General features: G+C 58.6%; 18 protein-coding genes. 6 read left to right on the top strand and 12 right to left on the bottom strand.

The window, feature by feature from the left end; all coding sequences use genetic code 11:
* The 11 genes from F0184_RS18750 to F0184_RS18700 all read right to left on the bottom strand — a co-directional run bounded on the left by F0184_RS18750 (position 1) and on the right by F0184_RS18700 (position 7,260).
* Positions 1 to 231, bottom strand: a complete 231-nt coding sequence (locus tag F0184_RS18750) for a hypothetical protein (RefSeq protein ID WP_150497745.1) — start codon at positions 229 to 231, stop codon at positions 1 to 3.
* A gap of 44 nt (positions 232 to 275) precedes the next feature.
* Complete coding sequence (locus F0184_RS18745) at positions 276 to 866, bottom strand: DUF3164 family protein (RefSeq protein WP_244299354.1); 591 nt, start codon at positions 864 to 866, stop codon at positions 276 to 278.
* 110 nt (positions 867 to 976) lie between these two features.
* On the bottom strand, positions 977 to 1,312 hold the full coding sequence (locus tag F0184_RS18740) for a hypothetical protein (RefSeq protein WP_150497743.1): 336 nt from the start codon (positions 1,310 to 1,312) through the stop codon (positions 977 to 979).
* Positions 1,309 to 1,566, bottom strand: a complete 258-nt coding sequence (locus F0184_RS18735; protein WP_150497742.1) for a hypothetical protein — start codon at positions 1,564 to 1,566, stop codon at positions 1,309 to 1,311. Before F0184_RS18735 ends, F0184_RS18740 begins: the two co-directional genes overlap by 4 nt.
* Positions 1,556 to 1,969, bottom strand: coding sequence for a helix-turn-helix domain-containing protein (locus tag F0184_RS18730; RefSeq protein ID WP_150497741.1), 414 nt, complete (start codon positions 1,967 to 1,969; stop codon positions 1,556 to 1,558). Before F0184_RS18730 ends, F0184_RS18735 begins: the two co-directional genes overlap by 11 nt.
* Complete coding sequence (locus F0184_RS18725; RefSeq protein WP_150497740.1) at positions 1,966 to 2,622, bottom strand: hypothetical protein; 657 nt, start codon at positions 2,620 to 2,622, stop codon at positions 1,966 to 1,968. Before F0184_RS18725 ends, F0184_RS18730 begins: the two co-directional genes overlap by 4 nt.
* A complete protein-coding gene (locus F0184_RS18720) occupies positions 2,622 to 3,383 on the bottom strand; it encodes an AAA family ATPase (RefSeq protein ID WP_150497739.1) in 762 nt (253 codons plus the stop codon). Before F0184_RS18720 ends, F0184_RS18725 begins: the two co-directional genes overlap by 1 nt.
* Positions 3,380 to 5,560: a DDE-type integrase/transposase/recombinase gene (locus tag F0184_RS18715; RefSeq protein ID WP_150497738.1), complete on the bottom strand. Its 2,181-nt coding sequence runs from the start codon at positions 5,558 to 5,560 to the stop codon at positions 3,380 to 3,382. Before F0184_RS18715 ends, F0184_RS18720 begins: the two co-directional genes overlap by 4 nt.
* Positions 5,557 to 6,015: a hypothetical protein gene (locus F0184_RS18710; RefSeq protein ID WP_150497737.1), complete on the bottom strand. Its 459-nt coding sequence runs from the start codon at positions 6,013 to 6,015 to the stop codon at positions 5,557 to 5,559. The genes F0184_RS18715 and F0184_RS18710 overlap by 4 nt, the downstream gene beginning before the upstream one ends.
* On the bottom strand, positions 6,008 to 6,895 hold the full coding sequence (locus F0184_RS18705; RefSeq protein ID WP_150497736.1) for a ParB N-terminal domain-containing protein: 888 nt from the start codon (positions 6,893 to 6,895) through the stop codon (positions 6,008 to 6,010). The genes F0184_RS18710 and F0184_RS18705 overlap by 8 nt, the downstream gene beginning before the upstream one ends.
* Positions 6,895 to 7,260, bottom strand: coding sequence for a helix-turn-helix domain-containing protein (locus F0184_RS18700; protein WP_150497735.1), 366 nt, complete (start codon positions 7,258 to 7,260; stop codon positions 6,895 to 6,897). Before F0184_RS18700 ends, F0184_RS18705 begins: the two co-directional genes overlap by 1 nt.
* A gap of 180 nt (positions 7,261 to 7,440) precedes the next feature.
* On the opposite strand from F0184_RS18700, the gene F0184_RS18695 reads away from it, so the two are divergent.
* From F0184_RS18695 to F0184_RS18680, 4 genes are all read left to right on the top strand, one after another.
* Positions 7,441 to 7,965, top strand: a complete 525-nt coding sequence (locus F0184_RS18695) for a helix-turn-helix domain-containing protein (RefSeq protein WP_150497734.1) — start codon at positions 7,441 to 7,443, stop codon at positions 7,963 to 7,965.
* A gap of 260 nt (positions 7,966 to 8,225) precedes the next feature.
* Complete coding sequence (gene dcm, locus F0184_RS18690) at positions 8,226 to 9,494, top strand: DNA (cytosine-5-)-methyltransferase (RefSeq protein ID WP_150497733.1); 1,269 nt, start codon at positions 8,226 to 8,228, stop codon at positions 9,492 to 9,494.
* A complete protein-coding gene (locus tag F0184_RS18685; RefSeq protein WP_150497732.1) occupies positions 9,487 to 9,948 on the top strand; it encodes a very short patch repair endonuclease in 462 nt (153 codons plus the stop codon). The genes dcm and F0184_RS18685 overlap by 8 nt, the downstream gene beginning before the upstream one ends.
* Positions 9,941 to 11,266, top strand: a complete 1,326-nt coding sequence (locus F0184_RS18680) for an MvaI/BcnI family restriction endonuclease (RefSeq protein WP_150497731.1) — start codon at positions 9,941 to 9,943, stop codon at positions 11,264 to 11,266. The genes F0184_RS18685 and F0184_RS18680 overlap by 8 nt, the downstream gene beginning before the upstream one ends.
* Positions 11,267 to 11,419: 153 nt before the next feature.
* On the opposite strand, the gene F0184_RS18675 is transcribed toward F0184_RS18680, so the two are convergent.
* The gene (locus F0184_RS18675; protein ID WP_150497730.1) at positions 11,420 to 12,085 is read right to left on the bottom strand and encodes a hypothetical protein; all 666 of its coding nucleotides are present in this window, start codon (positions 12,083 to 12,085) and stop codon (positions 11,420 to 11,422) included.
* A gap of 756 nt (positions 12,086 to 12,841) precedes the next feature.
* On the opposite strand from F0184_RS18675, the gene F0184_RS18670 reads away from it, so the two are divergent.
* On the top strand, positions 12,842 to 13,627 hold the full coding sequence (locus F0184_RS18670) for a hypothetical protein (RefSeq protein ID WP_150497729.1): 786 nt from the start codon (positions 12,842 to 12,844) through the stop codon (positions 13,625 to 13,627).
* Complete coding sequence (locus tag F0184_RS18665) at positions 13,624 to 14,517, top strand: helix-turn-helix domain-containing protein (protein WP_150497728.1); 894 nt, start codon at positions 13,624 to 13,626, stop codon at positions 14,515 to 14,517. The genes F0184_RS18670 and F0184_RS18665 overlap by 4 nt, the downstream gene beginning before the upstream one ends.
* The last annotated feature ends 73 nt before the right edge of the window (positions 14,518 to 14,590 follow it).

Below are 14,590 nucleotides of genomic sequence, written 5' to 3'. Positions count from 1 at the left end.
TCACCGCCTCGCCGCTTCCATCCGGTCGATCAGGGCGAACAGGTCCTCGTGGCGGCCCTCCGCGCTCAGCTCCATGGGCGTTCGCCCGCCAAGCTCCGGATGCGGGGTGATGTGCCAATAGATCTGCTCTTGTGCGGACATCAGCTTGTCGAGCCGCAGGGCGATCACCTGATCGTTATGCCGGTGATGGCGCGGATCCGGGTTGCCGTTTTCGTCCTTGCGGTAAACCATGCCTGCCTCCTGTGCGGGCGCTCTCCTTTGGTGCAATTCCTGTTTTACACCACTTTGGCGAGATCAATGGTGATCGGCTGCCAGGCCGCTTCCGGGGCAGCGCGGTGATAGAAGCGGACATAGGATTTCGAGCCGGTGATCCGCATGGCGTCACGCAGCGCGTCCATGGCCCGGCCCCACCTTGCATCGGCAATGTCGAGCCGCAGCAGCAGGAAGATGTCCGACTTGTTGATCTGGCCTTCCTTGTCGGTGTTGAAGGCCCGCGTCACGATCGCCTTGATTTCCGGGCGGCTGTCCGCCGACCATTCGGTCAGGCATGCGTCGATCAGCTGTTTGGCGGTCTGGAGCTCCGGCCCGAAATCCACGAAATCCGACACCTGCACCGTGACCTTCATCAGCCCGTCGAAGCTCTGATAGGTCCGGTTGCCCTTCTTGCCGCCCTTCACCGCCCCGTATTCCTGGGCAAGCAGCGCGTCGAGCTCCCCCAGATCCGTTGTGGTATGGCCCTTGAACCGGCCGATCTGTGCCGACAGGGCGTCCGCATGGGCGATGATCTTGCGCACCGTCTCGTCCTCCAGCTTGTGCTGCGGCTTGACATTGGCGAGCGGCACCAGGTTGCCCTTGGCATCGCGCATGTAGCGCTGTCCGCCCAGATCGAGAACCCCGTCCGCGGCCTGCCGCGGGTTGCCGTCCCCGGCCTGCGGGTCCTGACGGGTCTCGGGGCCGCCGGTCAATGTGTCCATGGTCAGTCTCCTTTGGCTGCTTGGATTTGGTCCAGGGCACTGCGCCCCGGAGCCGGGTCGCCCATCAGGGCGGCGGTGGCCTCCGGGGTCGTGCGGCCGGGGCATGGCCGCGCCGGGACGGGGTTGCGATTGCGCAGCACGCACATGCGCCGGCGCTTGCGGATCCTCGGCAGGTCCCCGGGCAGCGGCAGCATGGCCTTGGCGGTCTCAAGACCGGTGCGCACGTCGAGTTCGGTCCGCTCCAGCACCAGGGCAATGTCCTCGATGCTGTCGCCCATGCGGTCGAGGCCGACCAGCATGGCCAGTTCCCGCCGCGTCCAGTGGCCTGTCGAAATCATGACACCCCTCCATCCGGCCGGGGCAGCCGGGCCTTGGGAAAGGGGACCACCGTGTCGCCGCTGAGGTCGATCACGGTCATGCCCCTCGCGTGCCCGGGCACCACCGCCTGCTCCAGTTGCCGGATCTGGTCCCGGTACGTGGCCACCCGCCCGGCAATCCGCAGCAGATAGCCATGCATGGGATCGCTGGCCTCGAAGTCCTGGGCCTTGACGAACAGGGTCCGGCACAGATTGGTGATGTCGTCACTCAGCATGGCTCTCCTCCGGGGGCTCGTGGATCGGGGTGCGGGGTTTGAGGCGGGAATTCGGGCAGCCGGACCGGCAGGCCCGGAAAACGCGGGTGCGCACGGCGTTGGTGACGGCCCGCGGTTTTGCCTGCCAGGAAAGGCAGGCATCCCGGCCGATTTCTCCGAGCACCGGGCAGACAACCGTCTCGCCCAACAGCGCGCCGCGCACGGTCGCCGCGATCTTTTCCAGATCGCCGGGATACTTGTTGGCGAGCGTCTGGCTGAGGGTCGCAGGCGAATAGCCGAGGCGTTTGGCAGCCGCGTTCAGGCTGGTGCGGCTGGCCAGCGCGGCAAGTTCGCGGACCCAGTCCGGCATGTCCGGACCCCAGGCGGCTTGCGCCTTGTCAGTCATGGTGGGATCAAAAGTCATGCCGCTACCTCTTCGGCCACAACGGGTCCCATGACCTGTTTCAGGTTCGCGTCATAAACGAGTTTGGAGCGCAGGATTTTCGGTGGTTTTGGCCCGGTGTTCATGGCGGGGTTCAGACGCCAGATGCCTGGTGTTGCCGCTTTTCCCTTGCGCAGCACCTGCAGATACCCGGCAAGCTCCAGCCGGTAGATATAGGCTTGCGCCGACTTTGCCCGAACCGGCACATCCACCGTGCTGGCTGCGATCGCCAGCTCATTGACGTCGAAAGCGGACAGCGACCGGATTGCGGTCCACAGCTGGATCTGGCCCTGCCCCAGCTTGCCGGGCGAACCGTCCCGGTTGAGGATCGGTGTTGCGGAAGGGCGTTTTAGCAGCCGGTAGACATTTTCGGGTCGCGTGCTCTTGTTTGTGGAGGCATAACGGGTCACCAGATGGTCGCGGGTCTCGGCAATTTCGAGAAATCCGGCCCGCAGCAGACGGATGACATAATCGCTGATGCATTTGCCGTCCCGGTCGTTGCACCTCAGATCGATCTCTTCAAAGGTGAACAGGCGCCCGCCCTTGCCCAGATCCCGGATCACACTCCAATAGTGATCATGGCCCCGGTAGACGGGTTTGCCAGTGGTCACGCGCAATTCGAGCTGGATCGGCATCAAACGGCCCTCCGCTTTGCCCGGCCGCGCGGATCGCCGGTATAGAACCAGTCTTCCGGAAACCGGCCGGTGCTGACTGTGTCCGCCCGCTCGTTGCGCGCCGTCTCGCGGATCCGGTTGAGATTGACGACGATCCGCCGCGCCCGGCCGCCGGACTTCTCCAGCACCTGGGCGATCAGATCCTCGCAAAGAACAAGGCCGGGGCAAAACAGGTCCGCCAGCGCCCGCGTGTCGTCCAGGTCGCATTTTTCCGCCGGCACCCATTCCAGCACCCGGTTGTGCACCCGTTCGACCGCTTGAAGCTTTTGCGGCAGCAGCTCCTCGCCGATCAGCAGCATCGGCACCTGGGAATGCTCCTGGATCTCGCGGATCAGCTCGAGCATGTTCTTGTCCGCGAGCTTGTCGGCCTCGTCGATGATCAGCGGCCGGTCGAAATCATCGCCAAGCGCCAGGATCGCCTGCTCGGTGAGATCCGCGATCGAGCCGCGCCGGGGTTCGCGGCCCGCCTCCTTCAGGATGTTTTCCAGAAACTTCTTGCGGGTCCAGCTGTCGCCGACCTCGACCCGCAGCGCGCCCGTGACGTTCTGGGCGTAGATCGCCGAATAGGTCTTGCCATACCCGGAAAACCCGTGAAACACGCCGATGCCCGGCAGATGCGGCCCGCTGGCGCGCAAGAGTTCGACGAGGGTCAGGAACCTTGCGACATTCTTCAAGGCGGCGAGACCACCGGATCGGGTCTCGGAGGTGCGGTTGTGCGTCATCCAGGTCTCCTCGGTCCTCTGATGGAGTGGGCGGCGTGGTCGCTCAGGAGCTTGCGGGCGCGGTATTCGGGGCCTTCCCTGTAGCCGGTGAGCCAGAGCGCGTCCCGGTCACTGAGCGGTGTGCCCTCGGCCAGGCGCGCCTCCAGTTGCAAGGCCCGCTGGAACCGGCTCTCGGGTGTGTCGGCTGCGGCCAAAGCATGGACGGTGGCCGGGACAGTGGCCGGGACGGCGGGTTTGTCCGCCTGCGTCAGACGGTCGAACATGGCCGCTTCCCGGCCCGACAGCGGTTGTGGCTTGGGTTTTTGTTTCGCAGCCCTGGCCGCCAGCGATTGCGGCGTCTCATGAGGCCGGGCTGGCTTGGGAAAGGCCAGAATGTCGGCATTCATCTGGTAGGCCGCGCGCTGCGCCTCGGCGACCGTGCGCGGCGTGATCCGGCGCTTGGCTTTGCGGATATCGGCCAGCGCGTCCGTTTCCAGCGCCTTTTGCCGGGCGCGGACCTCGGCGATCGTCGCCGCCGGATCCAGCCCGGCGAGATCCGGACACAGCGCTTCGCCGAGATACGTCTCGCCATCCGGCTCGAACAGCCACAGGCGGCCGAGGTCGTCCGGATTGTGACGACACAGGATAGTCCGGCCCGGCATGACATCGCCGGTGAGATACTGGCTGCCATCGACCCGGATCCCGAGCTTGGTGACCCGCCGCAGGCCATCGGATCCCGGAACCGGCGCCAGCAGGACATCGAGCACAGCCGGGTCCTTGATCGCGCGAAGATCGCCGTTCCAGGCCTGCGCCGCCTGAAACGGCGTCTTGCCCTTGAGCCCGGCATGGGGCGTGTGGGCATATTGCTGGAGCGCCCAGCGGTCGGCTTCGGCTTGAAGCTCGGCCGCGCTCATTTCCACATGGAAGAGCTTCGCATCCTCCGTCCCCAGGCGGGCCGAAAAGGCTTTTCTGGCCTCGATCACCTTCCGGTCGGCGACATTATGGCCAATGAAGCCGGGAAGCGTTGCCGCGCAATCGCGCTGGAACGTGCCGATCAGCCGCTCCACCGTACCCTTTTGCTCCGGCGCATGCGGCTCGCAAGGGTCGTGCTCGATCCCCAGCGCGTCCAGCAGCCGCTTGGTTGCCCTGGCCACGAAATCGGAGCCGTTGTCGGTGACAATTTCCTCCGGCACGCCCCAGGCCATCAGGCATTTGCGCAGGAGAAGCCCGACCGCGGCCGCCCGCGGCGTGTCGCAAATCAGCAGCAGGCACCGGCGGGAATAGAGATCGATCGCCGCATAGATCGTCTTGCGCCCGTCCGTGGTCATCACATCCGAGGGCGAGGCGTCGATTTCCCAGACCTCGTTGAGCCGTTCCCTCCGGTTGGCGCCGGTGGCGGCAAAACGGATCGTGGACTTGTAGGCATCCGGATCGGTGATCTTCAGGAGTTCGTTCCGGTGCGTCTCTTTCCAGCGTTTGAGCGCATCCTGAAAGGTGCGGAGCGGCGGCATCGCCACCCGCCGCTGGCCTTGTTTGCCATCGATCAGCACGGACGGCCCGAATTCGGCGAGCGCGGCGGTGCGGATGTGTTTGGCGGCGAGAAACGGGTTGCTGGCATGAAGCGCCAGGCACCAGGCGCGCAAACGCCCCTGTTCGGCCCGGTCGAGGATCCCCTTGCCCTTGCGCGCAAAGGAGGGATCGGAGCCAAGCCGGTTGAGATCGCGTTTCATGTGCGCGCGCCAGCGGCTCAAGGTGCGCCGTGAAAGCGATGTGATTTCAGCGTGAACCCACTCGGGCACGGCCACCTGCCCGGCCCTATAGGCCTGTGAAAACAGGTGATCGCTCACCGCCTGGCCCATCCCGGACTGTTTGTGGAACCGCTCAGCCACTTTCAGGACGATCAGCCGGGCATCGCGCGTGGTCCGTTCCCGTGTGGTCAGGTCCTCGTGGGTCTCACAGGCAAAATCGTCCGGCTCGACGCAGATGAACCGGGCGGCATAGGCAAGTTTCTGGGGCAGCGGCAAAAGGTCGATGTGATATTCAAAGCCCCCGCCCCCGAGCGAGCCGGACCGGCGGCGGCAGAGCGGGGTATCCGCCCAGCCCTCCCGCTCGATCAGCTTGTGCACACCGCGTTTGGTTCCCGGAAAGCCGTCGAGCTTGAGGTCGGCGAGGTCCTGCGCGGTGTGCCAGAGCTTCATTGCGCGCTCCGGATCTTGGCTTGCAGATAGCGTGCCCGGCCCTCGATCTCCCGCTTGTGATCCTCGATCAGGGCGAGCTCGATGACGTTCTCATAGCGCTTGGGGATCACCGCCAGATCGAACTCGTCGGCCAGAAACCCGAGCAGCTCGGTCTTGCCCGTGGCGTGGATCAGCGCGATCAGCCGTTCCACGGAAATGTTATGGTCCGTCTTGCTTTCGGCAGCATAGCTGTCGAGCATGGCAACAGAGACCGGGGATCCGAGACGCTGCGACATCTGCCCTGCGATCGTCGCCCGGTCCTTGCCGGATTCCCGCAGCGCCTTGGCCACCGCCCGGCTGATGCGCGAGGACAGCCGCTTGCCCGGAATGGATCCGGGCTCGAAGCCGACCGAGACCCGGGGCGGCGTCCAGCCCTTGAACATGTCGATTGTGTAAGGATCGCGGGGCCTACGCATCGAACCATCCCTCCCGCTGCGCGAGATCGAGGATCTCGGTCTTGTGCTGCCGGAACACCGCGGCCCGGCCGCTTGAATTGAGTTTTGAAAGACTGTTTGAAACCGATTTGAAGAGCTTTTCCGCCTCGCTCAGCGGCGGGCGTCCGGCGAGCACCACCAGCGCGTCCGCAACGGACATCGCCTTGGGCACCGGGGCCAGGATCAGGTCCAGGACCCTGGATTGGGTCTCGGCGGCCAGTTCGCTGAGCGCTTTCAGGTCGCTCTGCTTGTTGGCGAGCGGCGTGCCCTTGAGACGCGCCCGGCTGTCCGGCGCAAGGCCCTGCCAGATGGTGATCGCCAGCCGCACCGCCCGGTCCGACAGGCCGGTGGTCTCCGCCGCATGGTGGCAAAAGGCAAAGATTGCCGTTTGATTTTTTTGCGCCTCTTGAAAGGCCCGGCTCTTGCGATCGCCGCCCTTCCGGGTTTCCGGATAAAGCAGCTCATGGACCGCCTTCAGTTCGGCCAGCCCTTCGCAGCGCTCAAGGGCATTCAGATCCTTGCGGGCGAGGTTTTCCAGAAGCTCCCGGCGGCGGAGGACATCGCTGGAAGGAAAAATGTCTTCCGGCACGATCTGCGCGGCGATCTCGGACCATCTCAATAGCTTTGCAGCTTCCAGCCTGTGCAGGCCGGAGATCAGGACAAACCCCTTCCCCTCAGCCAGGAGATCGATCGGCGTCTGCTGTCCGCTGTCGAGAAACATCTCCGCCAGCACCGCCGCCCAGTCGGGATCGAAGGACCGCAGCCGGTCGTCCGGGACCCGGATCGCGCGAACGGGGACGTCCGCGAAGGTCCGCAGTCCAGCCGTCCGGGCTTTGGCGGGGTGCGGACGGGGCGCGGCCATCACGCCGCCACCCGTGTCTGGCGGGAGGATTTGTTTTGTCTGGCCTTTTGGAAGGCGGACGGTGTAGCGTTCGGGCGGAGACTCGGGTGGTAGGTACGCAGCATGGAGCCCCACCGGTCGTCCGGCCACAGATCTTCAGGATCGGCCCCGAGAAAATGCGCGACAATGATCTTGCCGCGCCGGCTTTGGGGATCGGCCCGAAGGGCATCGGACACGGTGGAGAGCTGTTCGCCATAGGCCCAGGACAGGAACTGGAGCGTGAAGCCGGCGCCAAAGCGCTGCCGGCCCGAACGCATCACATCGGCCCGGATCGCATGCCGGTCCCGCTGTGACGGTCTTGTGTTCTGGTGTGTATCCCCTGCCATGCCAGCCTCCATCGCGGCCGCCCATCGGGAGTGCAGTCCTTGAGGCGGCCATCGGATCAGGAATGAATGCGCCGGTTTGACCGGCGTTTTCGAGTTCGGGAAACTCGCAACCAAGGGGAGTATACACACAATCGTGCGTATTTGAAGATTATTTATGCACTTTAGTGTGTTTTGTTATCAATGGCGAGGCCGTCAAAACCAAAAACAGAACTGGCTCAACGCCTTGTCACGATCCGCGGAGACCTCACACGGGCCGAATTCTGCGCCAGACTTGGCATTTCCGATTCAACCTATGCGACCTACGAAAGGGGTGACCGGACGCCGGACGCAATTCTCTTGGCGAGATTGACGGTCGATTGCGGGGTCGATCTGCACTGGCTCCTGACCGGCGAAGGCACACCGGCGCGCTCGCAAGGATCAGCCGAACCACGGCCCGGCGAGCGCACCGCGGTCCCGATAGACCCCGATCTCCTGAAAAAGGTCGCCCGGATCGTGGAGCGCACCCATGCGGCGGCAAACATTCGCCTGCCCCAGGACGCCCGCGCCGGAGAACTCGCCCGCGCCTACAACCTCGTGATGGCCAAGGCCGACGACCCGGCTGACCCGCTGGAACTCAACAGCCTGCTGCCCTGGCTGGAAACCCATCTCACTAAAACCTTGCGGGAAGCGCTGAACGACCCCGGCGCCGGGAAACGCGAGGCTTGAGCGTGGTCCGGATTGCGGAAAAGGGACCAGAAATTGCTGCGACAGCTTAAAAACGCAAAGGTTGTATTGTCAAGTTTTGCTACTTTTTCTTAGAGCAACCAAACGGAGCCAACTGGGAGCCGTACACAAAGGCCACATCCGGATGAGGCGATATGCTGTGTAAAGACGAGGCAAAAAGAACATAACAAGAACATTTTAATTGATAACCGGGAATCTTTGTGCCAACGTGGCACTCAACGACACAGTAAGGATTCGGGTTGATGGCAATTACAACCACGCCAAACGAGTTTTCCCGTCTCCGCGAAATGGCCGGACTCACCATTGAAGAGGCTGCAAGGATTACAAAAGTATCGGTCCGGTCAGCGTATCGCCATGAAAGCGGCGAAAGTACCCCCTCGCCCCTCGCTATGGACATACTCAGATTGATGGCTGACCAGAATAGTCCGCCGCAACAGGATGCCCGGTTCCGCTTTGTCGATCTTTTCGCTGGAATTGGCGGCCTTCGGGTCGGGTTTGAAAACATTGGAGGGAAGTGTGTTTTCACAAGCGAATGGGACAAATACGCAACCGAAACCTATCGCAAGAATTTCCGGAATGACCCTGAGCACGTATTTGCCGGAGATATAAGGGAATTCACGTCAGGTGACGAGGCTTTGGCCAGAATTCCGGCGCATGATGTTCTGCTTGCCGGTTTCCCGTGCCAGCCTTTTTCGATTGCCGGCGTATCAAAAAAGAATGCACTCGGTCGACCGCATGGTTTCCTTGATGACACTCAGGGCACGCTGTTTTTTGACGTCGCACAGATAATTCGCTTCCACCGTCCCAAGGCTTTTTTGCTCGAGAACGTGAAAAACCTGCAGCGGCATGACAAGGGCCGCACGTTTGCGACCATCATGAACGTGCTGGAGCAGGAACTCGGATACCGGGTTACAACAAAGGTTCTCAGCGCCCGTCCCTGGGTTCCACAAGGGCGTGACCGTATTTTTATCGTCGGCTTCCTCGACCATTCAAAAGACTTCTCGTTCGATGAAATCGTAGCCCCGATCGGACCTGAACCGACACTCGGGACCATTCTTGAAGATACCGTTCCGGAGAAATACACGCTGACGCCGAAACTCTGGGCGTACTTGCAGAACTACAAGAAAAAACACGAGGCAAAGGGCAACGGTTTCGGGTTTGGACTTTTCGGGCCTGACGATGTGGCAAGGACACTTTCCGCCCGGTACTACAAGGACGGGTCAGAGATCCTTATCGATCAGGGTAAGGGCAACCGGCCGAGACGGCTGACGCCAAAAGAGTGTGCACGTTTGATGGGGTTTGAACGGGGAAACCGGAAATGGGAAATCCCGGTTTCAGATACGCAGGCTTACAAGCAGTTCGGAAACGCAGTTGTTGTGCCTGTCGTAGAGGCCATTGCTGAGGCGATGAGCCCGTTACTTCCCAAATCGGTAACAGATGGGTTTGCCTCCCCCACCCCTGTCGTCAGCACAGTGACCGGTGACGAGGTCAAAGCAGCAGTAAATGGCTGATGTAGTCAGGCCGGAGGTCCGCAGCCGGATGATGTCCGGCATAAAGGGGAAAGATACAAAACCCGAAGTCTACGTTCGGAAAATGCTCCATGCGGCCGGTTTTGGCTATCGGCTGCACCACAGGAAACTTCCCGGCAAACCTGATATCGTTTTATCGAAATACAGGGCCGTGATTTTTGTACACGGATGTTTCTGGCATGGTCACCGGTGTCACCTGTTCAAGCTCCCTTCAACACGAACAGAATTCTGGCGTCAGAAGATATCGGCAAACGCCGACCGCGACGTTGTTGCGAACCAGAAGCTTCTGGATAGCCAGTGGCGCGTGGCAACGGTCTGGGAATGCGCGATAAAGGGCAAAAAAAGACTCCAACCTGCTGAAATCGAGAGTGTTCTGGTAAACTGGTTGCGCAGCGAATCAGGAAAACTGGAAGTTACAGGACGCCCCGGTGATTGAAACAATCGACGCCCTTGTGGGCCTCATGCGCCAGGACGGTGCAAAACGAATTTACGCCAAAAGACTTGCACCCAATGACAATTCAAAAAACCAAGTTTACCTCGGTGGAGACTTTACAGCTCTAAACATTATTCCTTATGGCGACATCCAGAACGACGATACCGAAATGGCCGGGAGTGTCAGGGACCGGGCCAAGGCTCCCGTCGACTTCTACTGGATTGACGACACTGGCCACCACCACGCGCCGAATACGCAGCTGATACTGTATCCGAAGTATCCGGAAGTCCGGATGTCCGGGTTTCTCAAGGGCTGCAGGCAAGCGCCGGCCGATATCATGCGTGTTCGGGATCCAGGGCGAGTTCTGTTTCTCGGGATCACGGAAGATGGCTCGGTACTTGGTCATGCTGCTGGTCCGGACAGCCCACTGGCACGCGAACTGGATCAAAGAGACGGTCTTGAGGAAGTCGGCGTCTTCCTCGAGATATCAGCGACAGAGGGACTCGGAAGCACAAAGGAGCGCCTTTTGGAAGCCCTTTCGGCAATCTACCAAAAACAGTGGATTGCGTCACAGAAGCTGGGTTCGGACGGCATAATCCGGCCATATACAGCCCGGAACGGCGGTGGATATACGCTCGAAGCCGAACTTGGCATTTCACCTAACGGATACGCCGAACCAGACTACCTCGGCTGGGAAATCAAGCAGTTTTCTGTTGCAGATTTCGACAGCTACCGTCCTAAAAGCCCGGTGACCCTTCTGACACCGGAGCCCACAGGGGGGTACTATCGAGACAAAGGCGTAGAAGCATTTATCCGGCGCTTTGGCTATGCGGATAAAGGCGGCAAGGACAACCGCCTGAATTTCGGAGGCATTTACTCCTCCGTACGTCCATACCATGCAGACACCGGATTGCAGTTGCGGCTCACCGGATACGACTTCGACAAGGGAAAGATAATCGATCTGGAAGGCGGTATCACGCTACAGGACCGGAACGGCGAGATTGCTGCGCTCTGGAAATACACCGGCATTCTTGAACACTGGAAACGAAAGCATGCCCAGGCCGCGTACATGCCATCCCTGTTTCGCACGCCGCCGCCTGAGTACAGGTTCGGGCCCAAGGTGTTGCTCTGCGAAGAGACAGATCTGACCCTGTTTCTCCGGGCAATAGCGAACGGTACCATCTATTATGATCCTGCCATAAAGCTTGAAAATGACGGCACATCGAAAATGAGCATCAAGCGGCGAAGCCAGTTCCGCATCCGCCATAACGATCTGGCCAGCATGTACCATAGGACAGAAGCGAAAGAGCTAGATCTCTAGCAGTAGTATTGCGGCTCAGAAAATAGGTGACCGCAACGGCTCTGTATCCGCAGCCTGCCTAACCTTTCGAGCTAAACATACTTGCGACGGCTGCAAAAACAAAACCCCATATTCTTCACAGGAAAATACCTTGATAATTGTATTGATAGTTTATCACCTGTCCAACACCTGATCGATAAAACCATTTGAGAGACGTTGGACATATAAGGAAGATATATTTACTTGTCGACTCAAGTCTTGACACCAAGAAAGAAGATATCCCCCACCAAAGGATGATGATTTGAAGGTACATAACTTTGCCTTGGTCAATTTCTTAAGTGTAAGATTACTATCTGATGATGAAACAGTAATGACAGAGTTTTCGGCCGGAGGAGCCTCTCTCCAAAATCGACTGGAATGTAAAAATGACATAGCAACGCCCATAAGTGGAGCCCCCTTTGACAAATAATTCTCGCGACCACCTTTTATTCTTTTAAAACCCTCCGGCAATGAACTCACTGCATCAGCTGAATAATATCTCAATGGTTGTAGTGTGTTAATTTGCGTAACGACTAAAACCCCTTTTGCGCTTCGAAAAGCAAGAGCAGGTAATTCCTGGATATGGAATACAGATCCTTGTGTCCTGAGACGTTCCGCATTTTCCTTTGCGCTCTCGAGCGTGGTGTGCATACAGCCCGACCAATACTGGGTTACCCAAGTTGAGTGCCACGCATTTCGTCCCTGGTAGATATAATATATTATACAAGACTCTAATTTTTTGATTTTTGACCTTCCCAACGGTTCGAGTTCATCGGATTTAAAAGTAAATAGACGTGTCATCACAAATTTCTTGTTAAGTCGATTCACCAACTGGTGTGCCGGATATGGATACTAAGCGATAGGTGTTTTCTGCAACTTTGAACCAGATTCAAAATTCAACGGCAAGAGCTCCTTACCTTCCGATAAAGCGGATTTTGCTTGGAACAGAACTAACGGGCCAATTCCTCGGATCAATTCGGGGCATCCTTCATTTTTTTGCCATTCGCCGCAAACTCCGCCGGAGCTACGAACGACCCGGCAAACACTTCATTCCGTTCAAATCTATGGCTTGCCGCGAAACCGCTCGTGATCAGCTGAGAAGCCGCTGTTCGCCGTCAAAATCCCATGCCCATGTTTTGACTACAAGGCGCACCGCGCGCCTAGAAAAACGCTCCAAAGCTGTTTGATTTTATATTTTTATATTTTTCTGGTTGACGAAGAATATAAAACTATATATCTATACACCCATCGAAAGGGGGCGGTTATGCTTTTGTCCAAACACGCAGAAATACGATGTGCCCAAAGGGGTTTTCCGATGGATGTGGTTGCCACAATCCTCGCCTTTGGATCCGAAAAGCCGGCAAAGGGCGCAGTAAGTCTCGTGCTGGACAAATCAGCTATCGAACTGGCTGTGGAGAATAACCGGCACCAAAGAGCTCGTCTTGAACGGTACCGCGGTGCCTACGCAATCACCTCAGGCAACAGGCTAATCACCGTTGCACATGGGACGCGCCGGTTTCGCGCCTGATTTTCGAAAAACGCTAGGAGAAAAACACCTTGGAAAATCATTCCATTTTTGCAGACAAATTCCTGCCAATCGCTCAGACCATCACCGCCGACCGGCTCGTGCAAAGCCCGGAGATGAGCATTGCAAGCGAAGGGGCAATCCGGGTCCAGTACGCACCGTTCGACTACATCGAAAAGGAAGCAAAGCTTGTTGTTGTCGGCATCACGCCGGGGGAAACGCAAGCAACAAATGCCTGGCAGGCAGTCCTGAAATCACTCAATAAGGGTTTGAAACAGGATCAAGCTTTGGCAGATGCCAAACTCATTGGCAGTTTCAGCGGTGCCATGCGGTCTAATCTCGTCGCGATGCTAGACGCGATCGGCGTTGGCGAACTACTTGGTTGCAACACAACAGCATCGCTATTCGAACCAGGCTCTCGTGAGGTCCATTTCACCTCCGCATTGCGGTACCCAGTATTCGTTAACCGAAAAAACTACAACGGCACCCCAGAAATGCTGAAGACACCTTTGCTGCGCCGATTTGTAGAAACCTGCTTGGCTGAAGAGGCTAGAACCCTGCCCTCTGCACTGTGGCTGCCCCTTGGGCCAAAGGCTAGTGCTGCCCTAGAACACCTATCTGTTGTGGGTTGCCTTGATCCTCGCCGTGTTCTGGTCGGCTTACCTCACCCCAGCGGAGCCAATGCAGAACGGGTCGCCGTGTTTCTGGGGCGCAAGTCTGCTGAAAAGGCATCCCGCAAAACAAATCCGGCGGCCTTGCAAGAATCATTTGCAAGACTTCGCAATCAGGTGACCAGCTTGAGCGAGGCACGTGCATGAGTAACGAAAAACCAATACCTTATACATGGGATGAAATTGAGGATCAGGTTCGCCGCCTAATCATCGCTCAGGCAGCCACACTCAATGAATTCGGTCCTGACGACAAAACAATCGTTTCTCGATTTCTCGGCTTTGAAACCGATGCGGTTTTGACCGAGTATCCAGAAGAAGTGAGGCTACGGCTCGAACCGACGCATCACTCGGTGTTCAACGATGCCTACGCCGCATATCAATACCTTTATCAGCTCGAGGATCGGCATATCGCCGACTTCTATCATTGGAATAGGATTGGTTCTGGTCTGCTGAGCGGATGTTACCCAACAACCGATCCTGAGGGTGAGCCCACACCACTTTGTCGTTTGAACAACCCCCCGCTTCGCCGGGTTTTTCAAGGCTTTTTCGCGCGGTTCGGGATGGAGGTGGATGGTAGTTATGATCCAAGTCTCGCAGATCTCAGCATCTTGTCGGGCCTTTCTGAAGCTTCCGTTAGGGCATCCCTCAGCAAAGAGGGTTTCACCATCGAACGGATCGGTGACAGCCAGACGTCAGTACTCGCCGGAAAGGATGCTATCGTTTGGCTTCAGAAACGGCGCGGTTTCATTCCAGATCAGGGGCCTATATCGCCTGAGGCGCTTCTGGCGCGGCAGTTGCGACTACTAAATGGCGATAGCCCATTTCCATTGGCTTTGAGGCGAATTATAGAAAACCAGGAGCTTTCTCAAGCCGAACTAGCATCCTGCACTGCAGTGGATGCGTCATGGCTCACTGATTTATTCGCAGGCCGTAAAGTCTCATTAGATATCGACGCGCTGACGCGCTTGGCCCATGAGTTTGGATTGCCACGCTCCAAGTTCGTCGCCCGCGCCATTGAGTACCTCCTCGAAGATTAAACGGAGCCCGGATCGTAATCAACGGGGGAGCGGCTCGGAAATCGAAAAGTCGGCTCCCCCTAAAGGTTGGTTT

This window comes from Roseibium aquae (assembly GCF_008711285.1).
GTDB lineage: Bacteria > Pseudomonadota > Alphaproteobacteria > Rhizobiales > Stappiaceae > Roseibium > Roseibium aquae.
The sequence above is the reverse complement of the archived record's forward strand: the minus strand, read 5'-3'. Positions and strand labels throughout refer to the sequence as shown.

Excerpts from the sequence above, each read along its gene's own strand:
- F0184_RS18720 (WP_150497739.1), bottom strand. The coding sequence starts at position 3,383 with ATGACGCACAACCGCACCTCCGAGACCCGATCCGGTGGTCTCGCCGCC.
- F0184_RS18750 (WP_150497745.1), bottom strand. The coding sequence starts at position 231 with ATGGTTTACCGCAAGGACGAAAACGGCAACCCGGATCCGCGCCATCAC.
- F0184_RS18710 (WP_150497737.1), bottom strand. The coding sequence starts at position 6,015 with ATGCGTAGGCCCCGCGATCCTTACACAATCGACATGTTCAAGGGCTGG.
- F0184_RS18705 (WP_150497736.1), bottom strand. The coding sequence starts at position 6,895 with ATGGCCGCGCCCCGTCCGCACCCCGCCAAAGCCCGGACGGCTGGACTG.
- F0184_RS18745 (WP_244299354.1), bottom strand. The coding sequence starts at position 866 with ATGCGCGATGCCAAGGGCAACCTGGTGCCGCTCGCCAATGTCAAGCCG.
- F0184_RS18725 (WP_150497740.1), bottom strand. The coding sequence starts at position 2,622 with ATGCCGATCCAGCTCGAATTGCGCGTGACCACTGGCAAACCCGTCTAC.
- F0184_RS18730 (WP_150497741.1), bottom strand. The coding sequence starts at position 1,969 with ATGACTTTTGATCCCACCATGACTGACAAGGCGCAAGCCGCCTGGGGT.
- F0184_RS18700 (WP_150497735.1), bottom strand. The coding sequence starts at position 7,260 with ATGGCAGGGGATACACACCAGAACACAAGACCGTCACAGCGGGACCGG.
- F0184_RS18665 (WP_150497728.1), top strand. The coding sequence starts at position 13,624 with ATGAGTAACGAAAAACCAATACCTTATACATGGGATGAAATTGAGGAT.
- F0184_RS18735 (WP_150497742.1), bottom strand. The coding sequence starts at position 1,566 with ATGCTGAGTGACGACATCACCAATCTGTGCCGGACCCTGTTCGTCAAG.
- F0184_RS18695 (WP_150497734.1), top strand. The coding sequence starts at position 7,441 with ATGGCGAGGCCGTCAAAACCAAAAACAGAACTGGCTCAACGCCTTGTC.
- F0184_RS18685 (WP_150497732.1), top strand. The coding sequence starts at position 9,487 with ATGGCTGATGTAGTCAGGCCGGAGGTCCGCAGCCGGATGATGTCCGGC.
- F0184_RS18715 (WP_150497738.1), bottom strand. The coding sequence starts at position 5,560 with ATGAAGCTCTGGCACACCGCGCAGGACCTCGCCGACCTCAAGCTCGAC.
- dcm (WP_150497733.1), top strand. The coding sequence starts at position 8,226 with ATGGCAATTACAACCACGCCAAACGAGTTTTCCCGTCTCCGCGAAATG.
- F0184_RS18740 (WP_150497743.1), bottom strand. The coding sequence starts at position 1,312 with ATGATTTCGACAGGCCACTGGACGCGGCGGGAACTGGCCATGCTGGTC.
- F0184_RS18675 (WP_150497730.1), bottom strand. The coding sequence starts at position 12,085 with ATGACACGTCTATTTACTTTTAAATCCGATGAACTCGAACCGTTGGGA.